A 16,345-nucleotide genomic window follows, 5' to 3' on the forward strand; every position below is an offset into this window, starting at 1 on the left:
TTCCGTTTGATTATAGCACAGACTTTCGTTTTTCTACAAGATAAAATCTCCTGTACATCATTATACTGTCAAAAAAAGGCGTTTCTACCTATTATAAAAGGACAGAAGCATTTCTCCACTTCTGCCCTGTTACAATTACTATTTTCTTATACCTAACACACCATCCATGAACCTGTTCCGATAATTTTCATCTTTGCCATAAGCCTCTCTCATAGACTCAATCAGTGAGCATGGCTTTTTTCTACTTTTTCTTCTTGCTCCTGTTCTTCATCCAGTGTCACTCTTCTCATGAACACAATGTCCTCTGGTTTGACATACTCATATGATCTACTCCACTTGTCAGAAGAAGTGTCAATCACAATCATGATTACTTTCTCGCCGTCCTCTTCTTCTGGTATTAACCCTATCTCAATGATTGTTCCAAGACATTCCCTATCCTCTGTTCCGCAATAGACAATATCACCCTTGCAGAAACGCTCTGTCATATTATTTTCTGTATATTCCATACATGGAATCATTTCAATTTTACCCATGATTTTTTCCTCCTATATAAATAAGGTGGCAGGAATCCCCACCACCAATCAACTAAAATTTAAACTTTGATCGTTGCTGTGCCATTGTAAGACCAAGATTTTCATATAATGCTTTTGCGAATCCATCTGGATCTTGTACATTTTGAAGTACAATTTTATCAATCGGTGCATTCACAGTGTAGGACGTATTATTGACCTGTGTACCGCTCTTGGACATAGCTTCTATGCCCTTCTTCAATCCATCTGTGTAGGCTTGTCCATATCCTTTATCCACATTTGAAATCAGTCTATGACGCTGTTCTTCATTGATAACCTGTTCGCCAGCTTTAAGAATATATGGATACTCTTTAGGATCAAGTTCTTTTAATCCCATCGACTTCATCCAAGCCTCTTCACTGTCCTCATTGTTTTGTCCAACTACACCAGCTTCCAAACCACTATGAGCGATACCAGCTTTCTTACGATTGATTTCTGCACCGGGTCCATTGTTCTCATCTTTATTAGACCATGCGCTCTTTCCGGGTCCATCAGATTTGCTAGAATGTTTCTTCTTAGAACTAGAATCGTCATCTTCATCGTCCTCGTCATCATCACGTTCAGACTCTTTTAGTGCTTTCTTGACATCTTTTAGAACGCTCAACATCTCAGATACATCTTTTGTAAGTTGTTGCCAACTGGTAGTCTGTTCTCCAATTAATTTAGAATTTTCTTCGTACTGTTTTAAAGAAGTAATGAGATTATCTCCAGATGTTTTCAAATCGTCTTTGATACCAGCAAGCACTTGTTCCGCACTAGAACCAGAAGCACCTGTTACATCTTTGCTATATTGAAGGACATTCATAAGATTAGCATCAGCAGAAATTAGACCCTTATTAAGCTGATTTAAAAGTTCTCCAATCTGTGCCTGTGCTTCATTCGCTGTAATAGTACCAGCCTTATATGCTTCGATGTAACTATTCAGAAGATTATAGATTCTTTCTGTAGACTGAATCTGATCCTCATATGCTTTGAGCTGAGAAGCATTCTGTTCATACCGATTCTTAAACACAGTATAAATATCATTATCATTACCAGATAGAACCTTATCTTTCCATCCAGAACCAAGATAATCAGTAGCAAGAGTAGCATTCTGAGCCTTGGTTACGTTCTCGGCAATCTCAGACCACTTATCTTTGATTTTGTCTAAGGCTTCGATCTGTTCGTCAACCTTATCATTGTAATCATCTAACTGGTTGTTTAGCGCATCCAACTGTTCTTGGAGATCATTCTTGGTTTTAGAGAACTGTGCGTCTTGATATGCTTTCTGTGCATCACGAATCTTATCAGCGTCAGTGGTGTACTCGATTTCGCCATTGCGGATAATTTTTTGCGTTTTCTGGTGTAAAGCCTGCTCCAAATCCATAGCACTTTGTTCTAGTTGATTTTGAAGCTGTAGTTTTGTATTCTGCTTATCTAATAAATCAATCTTATCCTGAATAGCATCTTTCTGTTTCTCGATGTTCTTCTGAAACTCTTTCTGCTGATCTTGGATAGCTTTCGTCTCATCATCAATCGCACCTGTAACAGCACTAATGACAGTCGAATAATCATCCTGTAAAGAAGATAGAGCATCCTTGACTGTATTCAAATCAGAAGAATAATTGCTAATCTTAGTTAATGGGAGTTGGAGTAATTCTTCATTCCATTTTTTCAGATTTTGAATCATACTGGACATTTCGCCATTGACGTTCTGAAGCTGACTGTATAACTCGTTCCAGTTATCAGAACCAACATCGTAAGTATCCATAACATCTTTGATAATTCCAGCCTGTTCTTTGTACTCACTGATGATGGTAGAACCATTCTTGATAAGTTCTTGGTAATAATCTGCGGTCAGAGCAGTACCAGATGCTTCTAATTCAGCACCCCAGTTCTGAATAGCAGTAGAAATATCCTTATACATATTAATGATGGTTGTCATATTTGTAATAGGCATTTCTTTTAATTCTTTATTGTATTCTGCCTGTTGTTCTTCCAGATCAAGAAGCTCTCCTTCTGCATCAGAAATACTCTTTGTCAGTTCATACCATTCTTCATCCCCGACTTCCAGACCTTCATCCATAGCCGCACTTAGCTTTTTCTTACGGGATTTGATAACAGATTTGGTATTGCCGATCTGTGTTCTGGTATTGCCGATCATCGTCTCATAGGTAGACGCATCGACAATATTTCCACGTGCTTTCAGTAAATCAATCTGCTTCTGAATTAAATCATTGTTGCTACTTAGGCGTTCATTCTCTTTGGTAGCCTGTTCAATGATTTGTTCATAATAACTGCTCTTATCTTCACGAAGTTGTTTCTGAATCTCCTTGGCATTCTTTTGAGAATCAAGATAACTGTCATATGCTTTCATGGCATTTTCGACATTTGTTTTCTGATCCCCTGTCATGGATTCAATATCAATACCACCATTCTCAATCTTATCTCTGTATTCTGGTACTTTAGAAACCAGCTCTTCATAAGACTGCTTATAATAGTCAAGTGATTGATTTGCTTGGTCTAAACGGGATTGATCCACTACCATCAACTGTTGATAAAGGCTCTGTCTGCTTTCCAGTCCATTGTTTTCAGAAAGATTTTTTAGTTCTTCCAGACTGATACCTAGTCTATTTGCATAATCTAAAAGTTCCTGCGCTTCATTTGAGTTAGGATCAAATGGAAGAGAGAACAACTCCTGTACACGTTTGATATCTTCTTCTGATAGTCCTGTATATGCAGTCCATGTATCGGAAATGGCAGTTTTCAATTCTTCGCTCTTACGTTCTAGTAGTTCTGCACTTCTGGAAATCCAGTCGATTGTAGAATTTTCTTTTGGATCTGATTTTCCTTTGTTACCTCCACCACCAGAACCTTTACTTACACTTGGATTGGTAGATTTTGGTCCAGTATATCCTTTTACAGGAGCAATATCAGCTAGTAAATTTTTTTCAAAACTGGTCGCAGTTTTTTGGATTTGCTTTTCTGCTAAACTGGATATAACACGACTATATTTTGCACCTTTATGTAATGTTCCATCGGCATTATAATATTTTCCGTCTTTTAAAGTTAATGCATTACCAGTAGCTCTATCAACCATTACAGATTTGCTTTTATAACCAGATGCATCCGTTTGCTGTGTTGCGCCAGCTAATGCAGCCATATCTTTTTTCGCAGCGTAATATTGTCTCCATGCATTTATGCTAATTCCTAATTGAGAAACTTCTGCGGCTAAAGCTGAAATATCTCCAGAGGTGTCAATTACACTATTAATTAATTTTTGAGCAATATAAGCAGCAAAAGCTTGTCTTCCTACCTCCGTCTGTTCTGATTCAGCAGCTAATTGTTGAATTTCTTCCGCTGTAGCATTAGTTAAATCTTGTGCATTCCAAGCAGCTTCGGCATGAGTAGCTGCCAAATTTGCAGATACGATCTCCTCGGAGTTTTGAACCCCCATAAGTTCCAGATACTTAGTTGTTACATTAGCCGTATCATCACTTAATCCATCTAATACATCAGAATTATAAAGAAAAGCAGTAGCAAGATTATCAAATGCCTCCTGACAGGCTTGAATATTTTTAGGATTTTCAGAAACCGTATTGACAAAATCATTATACTCTGTTGTGAAACCAGAAAAATTTTCTTTGAAATTCTTATTATCAAGAATAGAATAATCAAATACATCATCTTTCTTCTTGATAGAAGTCATAACCTTATCAAGCTCTTCGAATCCCTCTGACAGACTATTGATTTGAGAAATCATTTCTGACTTAGTAAATGGTGCGCTTACATTGCCCTGTTCTTTTTCCGCTTGAACCAATGAATAGATATGGTCGCACGTTTCTTTGGCTGTCTTACCCGTGGCATCCAATAACTGACGATAGCGTTCGTTATTAGATAAGGTAGATTCATCCAGTGTGCCAGCACTCGCCATCTTTTCCAATTCTTCTTTTTGAGTTCGGAATCCATCACTATCCCATACAGATTTGAACCCTTCTTCTGGCGATGCCCCACCAAATAACTGCTGAAATAGTGTGGATATTTCTTTCAGAATACCCAGTAATTCCTTATCTTTTTCTACATCCAGGCTACCATCAAACTTCTGAAAATCAGTCATGGTATCACTTAGGGTAGATTTAAGAGTAGAAAGCTGGTCTTTCACATACTTGGAATGCATCTCCAAATCGGTATAGGCATCCATATTCATATAATCTTTCGGATGCTCTGTCTGGAAATCAAGAATCTCCTGTTCTACCTGCTTTTGTTCTTTCAATAAGGATTTATAATCTTCAAGCTGTTGTTTCGCAACGTCTAATTGTGAACCAGAATAAACATCCTCTTTTGCTGTTCCATATCTCTCATTTCCAGCTTCAACCTGTGATTCATCCCATCCTGTATAACGGGTCATTCCTTTTGGTTTGGAGTTGAAATAATCGACTGCTTTATCATGTGCATCATCTTCTGCGATGTTTAATAATGCTCTCTTATTCCGAAGTTCCCGTTCCAATTCCTCATTGGTTTCTTTTAGACGATCTAGTTCTTCCTGTTCTGTAAAAGACAGATGATCCTTACTATTTAATTCATCGATCCGCGAACCTGTTGTTTTCAGCTCATCATTGATAGACTCTACATCTGATTTCAGATCCTCATATTCATCGGATGCTTCTTCTGCCGCATTCTTCAGATTTTCGGTTCTATTGGCAACTGCATCATACGCAGTACCTATCGCCCAGATTGCCGCAGAAATAGCCGCTGTCAGTCCCATATTTAGAGCCATATTTAAAGCTACTGTCTGTAATTTTAGTTTAAGACTTGCCGCCGCTGTCATATTCAGTGCATTGGTATATCCTTCCATACCGGCTTCTGTACCTTTCAAACTGGAAAGATATTTCTTCATGTCCATATCATCCGTCAACTTATTGATCGCTTCTTGACTGACGCACTGTTTCTGAACAAGCATATTATAATTGGAAATAACAGATTGAGCATTAGCGATTGGCTCTTTCACTTTGGATGTGAAAATACCACCAAATTTCTCTCCTGCCGCTGATGCCTGTTGCATTTCTTCCATTGTCTTACCAAGGAATGTAATTTCAGAACCATTGTTATCAAATGCTCCCAGATTGATACCTTTTAATGCCGCACCGCCTGTAATTGCGCCTGTGGCAACGGATAGCAGACCCAGTTTATCAATCAGAGTAGAAATCACATCCAAGAATCCAGATGCCGCATCTGCCGCACCTTTAAGGAACTCACTATTGGCAATCACAGATGCCAGATGTTCATAGGATGCTGTCAGAGAATTGATATGCGCTTGAACGGTATCGGTATATGCAGAGAACTTCTCCAATGCTTCATCACTGGAATTTGCCGATACCTGTGTAAGTTTCTGCACCTTGTCCCAGTTAGAAAGAAGGACTGCACCTTTATTTTGCTGATATGTACCGAACATTGCTGTATTGACAGCGTTTCTCTCCACGTCATTCAATGAAGAATATTTTTCTGCCACATCCTGTAGTACATCCCCAAGATCACGATAATCAGTGAGGTTATCACGAATCTTCACACCGATTTTCCCAAGGACAGATTCTACATTTGACAGATCCTCTCCTGTCTCATAGTCCACAAATTTATTTGCTTTGATTTGGGAATACCTTGCAACAATGGATTTAACCGCATTACCGATTTCTTCATCCCCTGATTGTGTAACGTCCTTCAGTGTTGCAATGATACCGATCAGCTGATCCAGTGATATTCCAACCAGACTCGCAGACGTAGCAGTTCTACTCATTGATTCTGCCAGTCCTCCTGCATCGGAAGCTGATTCGAGGTCTACTGCACTTAGCTTTGAAACAACCGCTAATGCAGATTCAGCAGACATTTTATAACCATTCAGAACAGCGGTCAAATCTTCCGTAGCATCGGACGCGTCAATCATACCGATTTTAGAGAGAATCATAGAATCTTTGATAAGAATATTTGCTTCTTCAATACTTTTACCCTGTCTTAACCAAGCATCCGCACCTTCAGCAATCTGTGTTGTGGTAGAACCTAATTCTTTCGCCATCTGATTGTATGTATCAATCAGTCCTTTTGTCTCTTCTCTGGTCTGACCTGTCGCAACCTGCAAATTAAACAGAGCATCGTCAATATTTCTTGCAGTACCAACCATTTGTTTGAATGTCTGGAACGCCGCAGTCAGTGATATAACACTCGTTACCGCGCTTTGAAATTCCGATTTCATTTGTTGTGCCGCTTTAGAGCCTGTAAGACCCATTTGCTTTGCTTCTGCTTGAATAGACTGAAATTCTGCCTTTAAATGGGTAAACTCTGTAGAATCGGCGCTGGATAGCTTAGATTTAAGGTCTGAAAGCCTATCAGAGAACGCTTTGGCAGCAGCCGTGTTCTGGTTCATCCAAGTATTAACTTTGGTTCCAAACAGATTCTTGCTGTCCTGTAATTTCGATGCAGATGCAGAGTTTTTCTGCTCCTGTGTAAGCTGTTTGTACTGTTGTGTTGTCTTATTGAGCTGTTCTGACAACTGATTGTACAGGGCAATCTTCTGTGTCGGATCATCTGTCTGGTTGATTTGAGATAGCAGAGAACGCATAGAAGCAAAGGATTGTACTGTTTCTTCCGGCATTTTGAATTTAGCACCTTGGAATTTAGATTCCAGATAGTCAAGATCCGCCGGAAGTTCTTTTAAATATTGATCCAGCTTCTTTGCCGCTCCTGTATTAGATAAGGAAGAATTAAATTGTTTCGCCTGTTCTGTAGCTTGCTGGAACTTAGCAATCATCTCATCCAGAGAACTTCTATCCGTGATATTTGTAAAGTCAATACCATCGACTAATGCTTTGAATGGATTGCTGGCAGAATCGCCCGTCAGAAAACTTTGATATGTACGCTTCAGAGATTCTAATTTGGTCTGGAACTCGGCGGCTTTTAATGCCACATCCGAAAATTCTTTCCCCGATTTATCAATCAGAGAACCGCCGGAATACGCATACTGTCCCATCGAATTTAGGGAAAAGTTATATTTTTCAATCTCTCCCTGTCCTTTATTGAGGGTAGCTGTGAATCTGGTTACTTCCTCATCGGCATTCTTGAAAAACTTTAAATCAATGTCCTTATCTTCAATTCCGGCAATGGACTTGAAATATGTTGTCACATCTTTTGTGAGATCTTCTATGTTCCCATTATCAAAAGAAACACCAATATTCAGAAGTGATTTCTTGATATTCTGTGCTGACTGTGCTACTTCCGCTTCAATCTGTGGTAGCTGTGCTTTGATTTGTGAACGCAGTGTTCCTAAATCAGAAATCAATGTATCCCACACACCGCCCTCAAATTCCGTCATATTGGATGGCTCTATTTTCGTCATTTTAGATAAATCTACAGGTTCTAAACGATCGATATCTGCCCGGTATGCTTTAACTGCATTCACAATCTCCCGGAACTGCTCTGTCGGGTCTGCCGTACCAGAAAAATGTTCCTTAAATTTATCGGATAACTCTTGATAGATACTGTCTAATTCCGTACCGCTCTTGGTGGTAAATGTTTTAGCAGATACCATTCTCATAGAGTTCCAATCTTTTCCTAAATCCTGTCGCACAATATCTGGAATCTTGATTTTACTGATACCCTTAAAATACTTGTAAAACTCATCATAAATTCCCATTCTGGACTGCATGATATTTGCATTATTTATAATGACGTTCCCCAATTTATCAAGAGTAGAAATAAACTGTGGATTTTCTGAACCAGATTTAACCTCTCCCAGCGTCATATCATACAACTGACTCATAGTTGCTTTAATCTGTCTCTGTGCTTCCTTGGATTTGATATTATACGCATTGATAAGGTTCGTAGCAAGGTTATCGCCCATCTTCTTACCAATGACCGCCGTTTCGTTCGTATTTCCAATCTTGTTAAGACTTTTCTTTAATTCCTCATCGAAGATTTCTGCTTTTAAAGATATTTTTATTCCGGCTGAATCTAACCGTTTCTGAATAGATGCTATATCTGTTTTAATCTGCTGGACTGATTGATCGATATTCAAACCAGTCGATAATTCAATATCAACATTACTCATTTTTACCATCCTTTCTACTGTATCAGTATTCTTTATTTATTTTTACGTTAAATGGATTCTGAACACTTCTCCTATACTCTTCCACCGCTTTTTCTATGAAATGGGTTGCTTTCCTGTACCCGAAATATGGAACATCTTTAAATTTGCCGGAAGTTTGCCATCCCTCATTTAAAAGAACAGCGGTATTTACATCTTTTCCATCCAGTCCCGTATGCCATGCCCCATCATCAAAACCAACACGGATTGATAACGATGCTCCTGTGGATGATACCTTAACAAATAATCGATCATCAATGTATATAGAATTGTACAGTTCATAGGTACGCTGGTATATTTTCGGATTGTATGAATCATAGACAGCATCTAATTGACGCATGATACAATCTGATAAAATACGGGCGTGTTTCTGTAATTCTGATTTAACCGTGATTCCATTGGAAGTTTTTAACTTAGATATGTTCAGATTTTTTAATTGTACTTTTAGATTTGACATTTTTATTTTCCTTGAAAAATTCCACATGATAGAACTCTTTTATTTCTTCTAATGTATAGTCGTATTGTTCCTTGGTAGAATTTGATTTTTGAAGATATGCAGTTTTGAATACTACTGCTACAACTGTATATAAAGTGTTATTGTATTTAATTATATTTCCTCGATTTAACTCCATTTGATTCTATTTAATTCCTTTCGTTCCTGTTATTCCTTGTTTTTGGGTATTAAAAAATCAACTACCGTTATTTGATAGCTGATTAGCAAAAATTATAATTCTATTTTTTCAACTTTTACTATGTATATATTTTGATCTCCTGTTTCATTTGATAGTGTCATATTTTTCTTTTCTTGAATTATATCATCTATAATTTCAAGAATATATTTACGCCAAATTTTTACAGGGTCAAATTTTCTATTTTTACAACCTCGTTTTTTAGCATTTACACCTATATACACTAAAAATCCAATCCACAATGCAACTAAAAGCAAACCTGCCCATCCTAACTCTTCATCGGATAAGCGTATTAATAAAGTTACTGCCAATGTTATTCCTGACATAAAAAAAGAGCTTAATGCGATTTCATTTGAAGAAAACGCCCAAACATCATCTTCTATTGCTTCTGCTTTTATTTCAATAAGCTCATTTAATGTTTTTCTTCTCAATTTATTTTTAATATATTCCACTTTATTTCCATATGGTTTATTCGGATCATTCTCCAAATTATCGCATAACACTTCAAAACCATTTTTCTCTGCCATACTACTCTCCCCCTCATTTGAATTTAATACGGGCAGTATAACACAATATTTATCAAAAATCTATATCTAGCAAATAAATATTTTAAGTTTATCTTTGCAAACTTTTATAACTCTGCCCCGTCAAATCGACGGGATAGGTAAAGAAAATCATCGTACCCACAAGCGGTCACGAGGACTGCACTAGAGCTGATATCATGCAGTGGATGCTCTCTCATCAGAAAGCGAGACGTAATCTGACAGCAGGTGAATCACTTCATGCTAATCAGATGATTATGGAAGAGATTGAGCTAGAAAATAAACAGAAAGTCTCAAAAGCTGTATCAGAATCAAATAAAAATCGCGCTAATCCCATATGCGTCCACGTGGACGCAATTGGAAATTCAGAGCGTAATCGATCGACCAATACCCGTGAACAGTTAGCAAAAATGTCTGGTGTCGGTACTGGTACAGTAGCCAGGTATCAAGCCATCATGAAAACAGATAATGAAGAACTCAAGCAAAAGGTTAATACTGGCGAAGTTCCTGTAGGTACTGCTTATAGGGAAATTAAGACTAGGGTATGTAAAGTGTGTGGGAAGGAAAAGAAGATTATTGATTTTAAAGATTATTGTACATGGGAGATATTGTGGGTGTATGCCGGAAATATAAATAAGATATACCGAACGTATACAGGATATATAAATGGTGTATAGAAAGGTATATACCGGATATTCTAGGAAATAATTGCTTTGTCGCACATTTATAATTATTAGTTATATATATGTCACGTGTTATAAGTGTAATTCATATAATTTGTTGGATAGATGATGTGTGATGTTATATCGTATTATGTGTGATATGCAGTTATATGGTTACAGTGTTACAATATGTTACCGTGTTATCGTTTGGTTACAGTGTTACCATCTTGTATTGAGTGGCGTGTGTATGGTAGAATTATTATGTGTATAACTATGTATACAGTGTAACCATCCACCTATTTCGATAATACTTTAGCTAGCTAAAGCATCATTTATCCTTGTCCCGACAAAGGATTTTAAGGTTAAAAAAATATACCGGCTTTCAAACAAAACCAGTAAATTCCCCTTGAAATCATTAGTATTTTCCTATCAGTGGTTTTCATAATTCTGTTAAATTCTTGTCAATATCCATCAGATTCACGAAACCCTTCAAATCTCCATATAATACAAGGATTTTTCTTTTGTTCATTTTTTATATAAACTAATTCATTTTTGAACAAAAGAAATTCAAGAACTAGCCAGATATCCTTTATTCTCAATGCTTTTTCTTGAATTTCTCTAATGATCCGCCCGATAACCCACTCGATAAATAGGTTATTATCCTATACTCTCAAATTTCTCAATATTCCCAATGCTTTTCTATGGATTTAATGGCGATACGCCGGAATTACTGATTCTGAATAAGATATGCTTCCAGTCTTTCAAATAGATGTGGGTATAAGTTCATTCTAGCATTCTTAAACTGTGATAAAATATTTTGGTTGATATTGGTTTGCTTAGCAATCCAACCTTGCTTTTCGCGCTGTAAACGCTCTTTATATAATTCTCTTAATTCTTCCTGTGTCATAAATATCTCTCCCTAAATTTATTTTATTTATTATCTTGTTAAAAAATATTCTATATAAATTTTTATATAAAAAAGTATATTTCTGCTGTTATGGTTTTGGATTTGCAACGTTATATAATGAGGTGTAACAGCATGGCTATACCAGATCACGATTTATCATGGGAAAAGCATATTAAGCTCGATGTACACCGTAGATAGCGTGTTTGAAGCACTACCCACGGCGGAATATGATAAAAAGTATATCCTACTTAGCTTACGTTCTGTTCAGATATACTTCAATCTTCTTCATAAGGGATTTTTCATTTAACTATATTCCTCTATAAAAATTTATATATAAAATAAAATTTTTATGTTATTTTTGTCTATTTTTTTATAAAGCAATTTAACAACTCATCTTTATATCTCCGATAAAGGAATAACAGCATTATATTTCTAATAGCTGAATACTCTCTACCCAAAGATAATTTTACCAGATAATAAATTTGCTCTTGATCCAATCCCTTTGTGGCATCATTCATAAACTTATCTTCAAGATATTGTCTCTGACGGGAATAATTTTTGCTATCCTTATCTTCTATATTATTATTTAGATTTGTTATATCTTCTTTGTATTGTTTAGCACACTCAACAAATTTATCCGCTCTATACCGATTCTTTGGAGTAGCATTTTTAACCTCATTTGTTGTTAAACGATAAATAGGAATAACATTGGTTCTAGGCTTATATGACTTTGTTTTCTCATCAATGAGTTTTGCCATAATATCCATAGGACAATTTATAAATCCAACTTCTTCTAGCTTGAACTTTTTATTATTCCGTTCTTTCTTGGTTTCAGCATAGAATATCGGGTACTTTATTACTTTTTCTTTATCGGGTTTATTCTCGTCTGGCTTGTTCTCATCAGCATTATTTTTCTTAGCATTATTCCCTTCATTATTCTTTTCAATGCTATTATTGGTGTTCTTATTATCCGTTTTATCCTTATCACGTCTCATACAGTCCAACCATTTGATACGCTGAATTTCATTCTTCACATTGATAATGAACTCCTTCTTCGCCAGATCGATACTAATCTGACCCAACACTGACAAAATGATGATGTTATCTTTTAGTTCCTTGGACTTATTTTCATCCTTCGTTCCATTCTCAAAATAATAACTCAACGCCAACTGTGCAATATCAGTTGAGATTCCAATAGAAGCCTGTGCCGCTGAAATCTTATTGTCCATTCTGGCATAATCTTCCATCTTCAAATGATATGCTGTCTTTCCGTCTCCTGTCTCTGTTACCTCTTCAACCGTATTGATGATAGTTGGATATTCCTTATACGCCTTTGCTGATAACGCCGCTATATCCGGCTGATCCGTAACCAGAACAAAGTCAGAATCTACATCGTGTCCAGACAGTCTTGGTTGTGTATCAGTTCCAATGGCATTAAACACAATCACGTTATCTCCGATGTTAGGAAAATACTTCTGCAATGGTTTAGAATATGTGTTCCACAGATGAATAATGTTATTTGGTGCATTATGAGGACTACGAAACGCCGCCAGACTTGCTCCATCCTTGAATCTGGTTGTGTAACACTGTACGCCATCTTCTACAATGCTGAAGCATCCCTCTTTCAATGGTTCTGGATCACCAACCGCATATCTCAATAAAGCAACCGGATTGTCCATAATCGTCAGATTATCTCCCGATTGATATAATCTCCCCTGTCGGAGTTCTGACTTCAAATCTGTACAATCCCTGTCTTTCTTTTTCTTATACAGATTACTATATACGAACCGATAATCCCTTTTGACAAGTTCAATCAGAAGTTCATTGATATTGAAGTTGGAACTTTTTGCTTTCAGATATTCCAGATACTTTTTATCATTCTTCAGCGAATAATAAAAATCAACAGACGGTTGCACAATCCGCTCCAACACCTCTGTATCTGTACATGGTAGGGAATTATTCATCTGATAAGTTGTCAACTGCATATCTCCCCATCTGCTATGATGTGCTGTCTTAACGATGGAGAAATAATAATCATTGTCTTTCATGATCTTAGCATACTTCTTATATGCCTTTTCTTTTGTTCCACCCATCAAATCAATAAACTTCAACCATTTGAGCGATTTATCCGTGACAATCACTTTAACATCACACAGCCGCCGTTCATTACCAAACATATCCTTTACAGCATATGTACTGTAATCAAGTCCATGCTCCTTGCAGTAATCTTTAAAGAACCTCTGCAACTGACCTCTGAATAAGCAGGACTTGAAGAAATGCGACCGACAGTAAATGAATCCATCCATACCGACCGGAAACTCTGCATCATCAATCAATCCCATGCCATCCCACAGAACATTTTTGATTCTAGCTTTTGTATGCTCTACCGAACAAATGTATTTCTTCGGTTCTTCTTTCTTCTCCTCCTGTCCCTGTTCTCCTGTTTCCTTATTGTCTTTCTTCTCTGGTGGTTTCTCCGTAGCACTGACAATGGCTGCTGCCATCGGCTCGGACTCTACTTCTATATCTTTCAGAATGAGTATATTATCAAGCGGAATCTGAATATATCCATATGCTGTAGCTGTTGTTAAGGTCTGGTATGCTGACAGTCCCACAATGTTAAATACTGCATTGGGATTCTTCAATGCTTTCTTCTGCATTTCGCCAAACAGTCCCATCGTCAGATACTTTATTGCTGTATCATACAAGCTATCTCTAATGAAAATACACTCTCCGTTCTTTGCTTTTCCCGGAGAACGCATGAGCATCTTATATCTGACGGTGGTACTATCAACTACTTCTCCGGCTTTATTGGTCTTATCATAAGAAAATTCGAACCCTTTCTTATAAAATAACGCACGTAATTCATTTGCTGTCTTAGTCTCTGATTGTTCATCCTTCCCAACTCTATACTTCACATTGTAATTAAACTTTAGCACGATAAAGTCATGACAATTGTCGAACTTGGTTCTGGTGATCCTCTTCTTCATGAATCTAAGAAACAGACTATCATTGATTACCGCCCGGCGCTGTGTTACTTTTTCGAATTTATACCACTTTTCTTTTTCTTCGTCTTTCTTATCTTCTCCGACTTCCTTATTTTCCTTACCTTCCTCGATTTTTTTATCTTTCCCGGCTTCTTCATCTTTCTTCTTTGCCCGGACTGCATACTCGATTTTCGGTACCCAGTTAGTACCCAGTTCTTTCATCAAAGTGTACATATATAACTGACTCGCTTCAATAGCTGATATATAAATTGGTTTTAGTTCTTCTGTGTAATTAATTTTAATATTAATCCTCTCCTTTCAGACTTGGTAGGGTATGTTCTAATGTCGGAAAATCCGACCTTACATTTCGTTATTGAGATAGTATATCCGTGGACAAAAAGCACATCTGAATCATCATAAACCGTTCAAAACGATTTATAGGATAAATTGCTCATGATGATTTTTACAAAGGCTTATTTTCTTGTGAGAGTGATTTTAACCCACTGTATAGAGCACTTTTTTATAACTAACCAGCAATCTCTTTTTGATTAAATTTTTTCAATAAATGCTCCCCAGTCTCACACGCTTCTTTATATAGTTTCTCATATAGATTCCACTTTTTATTAGCTCCGATTGCTAAAAGCATTACTACAAAAAAATTATTGTTTAAATCTGTTTCATCTATTACTTTTGTTATCTCATTTACTTTTTTCATCAGTCCCATAGAATTAGCAAACTGATTGTATAATGCCTGTTCTTCATCGCTCATTTTCTTGTATGCATTAGCATCATACTCTTTACATAAATAATGGAATATTGCACTATCATCGTCATGTTTCAATCCTGCAATATAAAGCATATAATGTAACACCTCATGTCGAATTGTACGTCTGGTGCTTTCTTTATCTCTCATACAGCAAAATACATTTATAACATTTTGATTTTTCATAGTACGAACATTTCCAGTCATATTATAATCTGGATCATTCTTATCATATGAAGCATAATCTATATGAAAAACCATTGGAAGAATGTCTGTTTGAACCATTTTAAAAAAAACATATTTCTTCTTTACTTCTTCTGCAAATTGTTTTGCGTATTCTAAGTATTCTTTATAACGTTCTCCAAAATCCGCCATTAAATTTTTATGTTCTTCCAGTTCATTTTTCAGTTTGAACATTTCATCCATAAGCTGTTTTCGATCTTTTATATATTGAATCCCTTTATATTTTACCGGACTATTTTCAAATACATAATTGCATTCACAATCTCCACCATCCCAAAACGAAACACCTACATTTATATTAATCTGATGCTGACAATTCTCGTCATAACACTCACACCCATGACAGCACGTGTAAATAATATCTTCTCCTGTCTTTTGACATATTTTTCTTGTGACATTAGTTCCCAGTTCATAATAATTATCATCTTCATTATATGATGATCTTACAATCAAATTTATCATGTCAATACATTCTTGTTTTAAGGACATAATCTTATCCTCCTCTTATATACATTCTCCTAAAAGTCAACTCAAAACTCTTACTCATGCTCATGATTTGTGTAACGAAGTGGAACAAATCATTATTGCGTAAGCTCACTTCTTCCACTACTCAATAAAATAATGTCCACTCATAATAATCTCTCTTATCCTATTGCATACCTCTTTAGTTGGAATATTCTTTTCTTTCACATTCTGTAATTCTGTTTTAATGTCATCCAGTGACATACGATATTCTGACATAAGAACATCAATAAAAGGTTTCCTATACTCTATTAGTTCATCAAATTTAGACTTATAGACATTTACTTTTGATGATTCATACTGTTTCTTCGTAAACGCTCCATAGCAAGTACCTGTTCCTCCACTCCTTTT

The 16,345-nt window shown here is 36.4% G+C and carries 9 protein-coding genes; 1 reads left to right on the forward strand and 8 read right to left on the reverse strand.

What is annotated here, in order from left to right; genetic code table 11:
- Positions 1 to 221: 221 nt before the first annotated feature.
- The 4 genes from PG862_RS04545 to PG862_RS04560 all read right to left on the reverse strand — a co-directional run bounded on the left by PG862_RS04545 (position 222) and on the right by PG862_RS04560 (position 9,895).
- Positions 222 to 533: a hypothetical protein gene (locus PG862_RS04545; RefSeq protein WP_270706676.1), complete on the reverse strand. Its 312-nt coding sequence runs from the start codon at positions 531 to 533 to the stop codon at positions 222 to 224.
- Positions 534 to 585: 52 nt separating this feature from the next.
- On the reverse strand, positions 586 to 8,652 hold the full coding sequence (locus tag PG862_RS04550) for a phage tail tape measure protein (protein ID WP_408639990.1): 8,067 nt from the start codon (positions 8,650 to 8,652) through the stop codon (positions 586 to 588).
- 13 nt (positions 8,653 to 8,665) lie between these two features.
- Complete coding sequence (locus tag PG862_RS04555; RefSeq protein ID WP_270706679.1) at positions 8,666 to 9,163, reverse strand: hypothetical protein; 498 nt, start codon at positions 9,161 to 9,163, stop codon at positions 8,666 to 8,668.
- Between the two features lie 240 nt (positions 9,164 to 9,403).
- The gene (locus PG862_RS04560) at positions 9,404 to 9,895 is read right to left on the reverse strand and encodes a hypothetical protein (protein WP_270706680.1); all 492 of its coding nucleotides are present in this window, start codon (positions 9,893 to 9,895) and stop codon (positions 9,404 to 9,406) included.
- 272 nt (positions 9,896 to 10,167) lie between these two features.
- On the opposite strand from PG862_RS04560, the gene PG862_RS04565 reads away from it, so the two are divergent.
- Positions 10,168 to 10,587, forward strand: coding sequence for a hypothetical protein (locus PG862_RS04565; protein ID WP_147353436.1), 420 nt, complete (start codon positions 10,168 to 10,170; stop codon positions 10,585 to 10,587).
- 712 nt (positions 10,588 to 11,299) lie between these two features.
- Here PG862_RS04565 and PG862_RS04570 read toward each other — a convergent pair.
- The 4 genes from PG862_RS04570 to PG862_RS04585 form a co-directional block, all read right to left on the reverse strand.
- On the reverse strand, positions 11,300 to 11,479 hold the full coding sequence (locus PG862_RS04570) for a hypothetical protein (RefSeq protein WP_270706681.1): 180 nt from the start codon (positions 11,477 to 11,479) through the stop codon (positions 11,300 to 11,302).
- Between the two features lie 362 nt (positions 11,480 to 11,841).
- Positions 11,842 to 14,700 carry a hypothetical protein gene (locus PG862_RS04575; protein ID WP_270706683.1) on the reverse strand — a complete coding sequence of 953 codons (2,859 nt, stop codon included), beginning with the start codon at positions 14,698 to 14,700 and terminating at the stop codon, positions 11,842 to 11,844.
- Between the two features lie 292 nt (positions 14,701 to 14,992).
- A complete protein-coding gene (locus PG862_RS04580) occupies positions 14,993 to 15,961 on the reverse strand; it encodes a hypothetical protein (protein WP_270706684.1) in 969 nt (322 codons plus the stop codon).
- A gap of 117 nt (positions 15,962 to 16,078) precedes the next feature.
- The coding region (locus PG862_RS04585; RefSeq protein WP_270706685.1) for a hypothetical protein at positions 16,079 to 16,345 on the reverse strand (267 nt) is incomplete at its 5' end.

It is taken from the genome of Clostridium fessum (genome assembly GCF_027698965.1).
Classification (GTDB): Bacteria; Bacillota; Clostridia; order Lachnospirales; family Lachnospiraceae; genus Otoolea; species Otoolea fessa.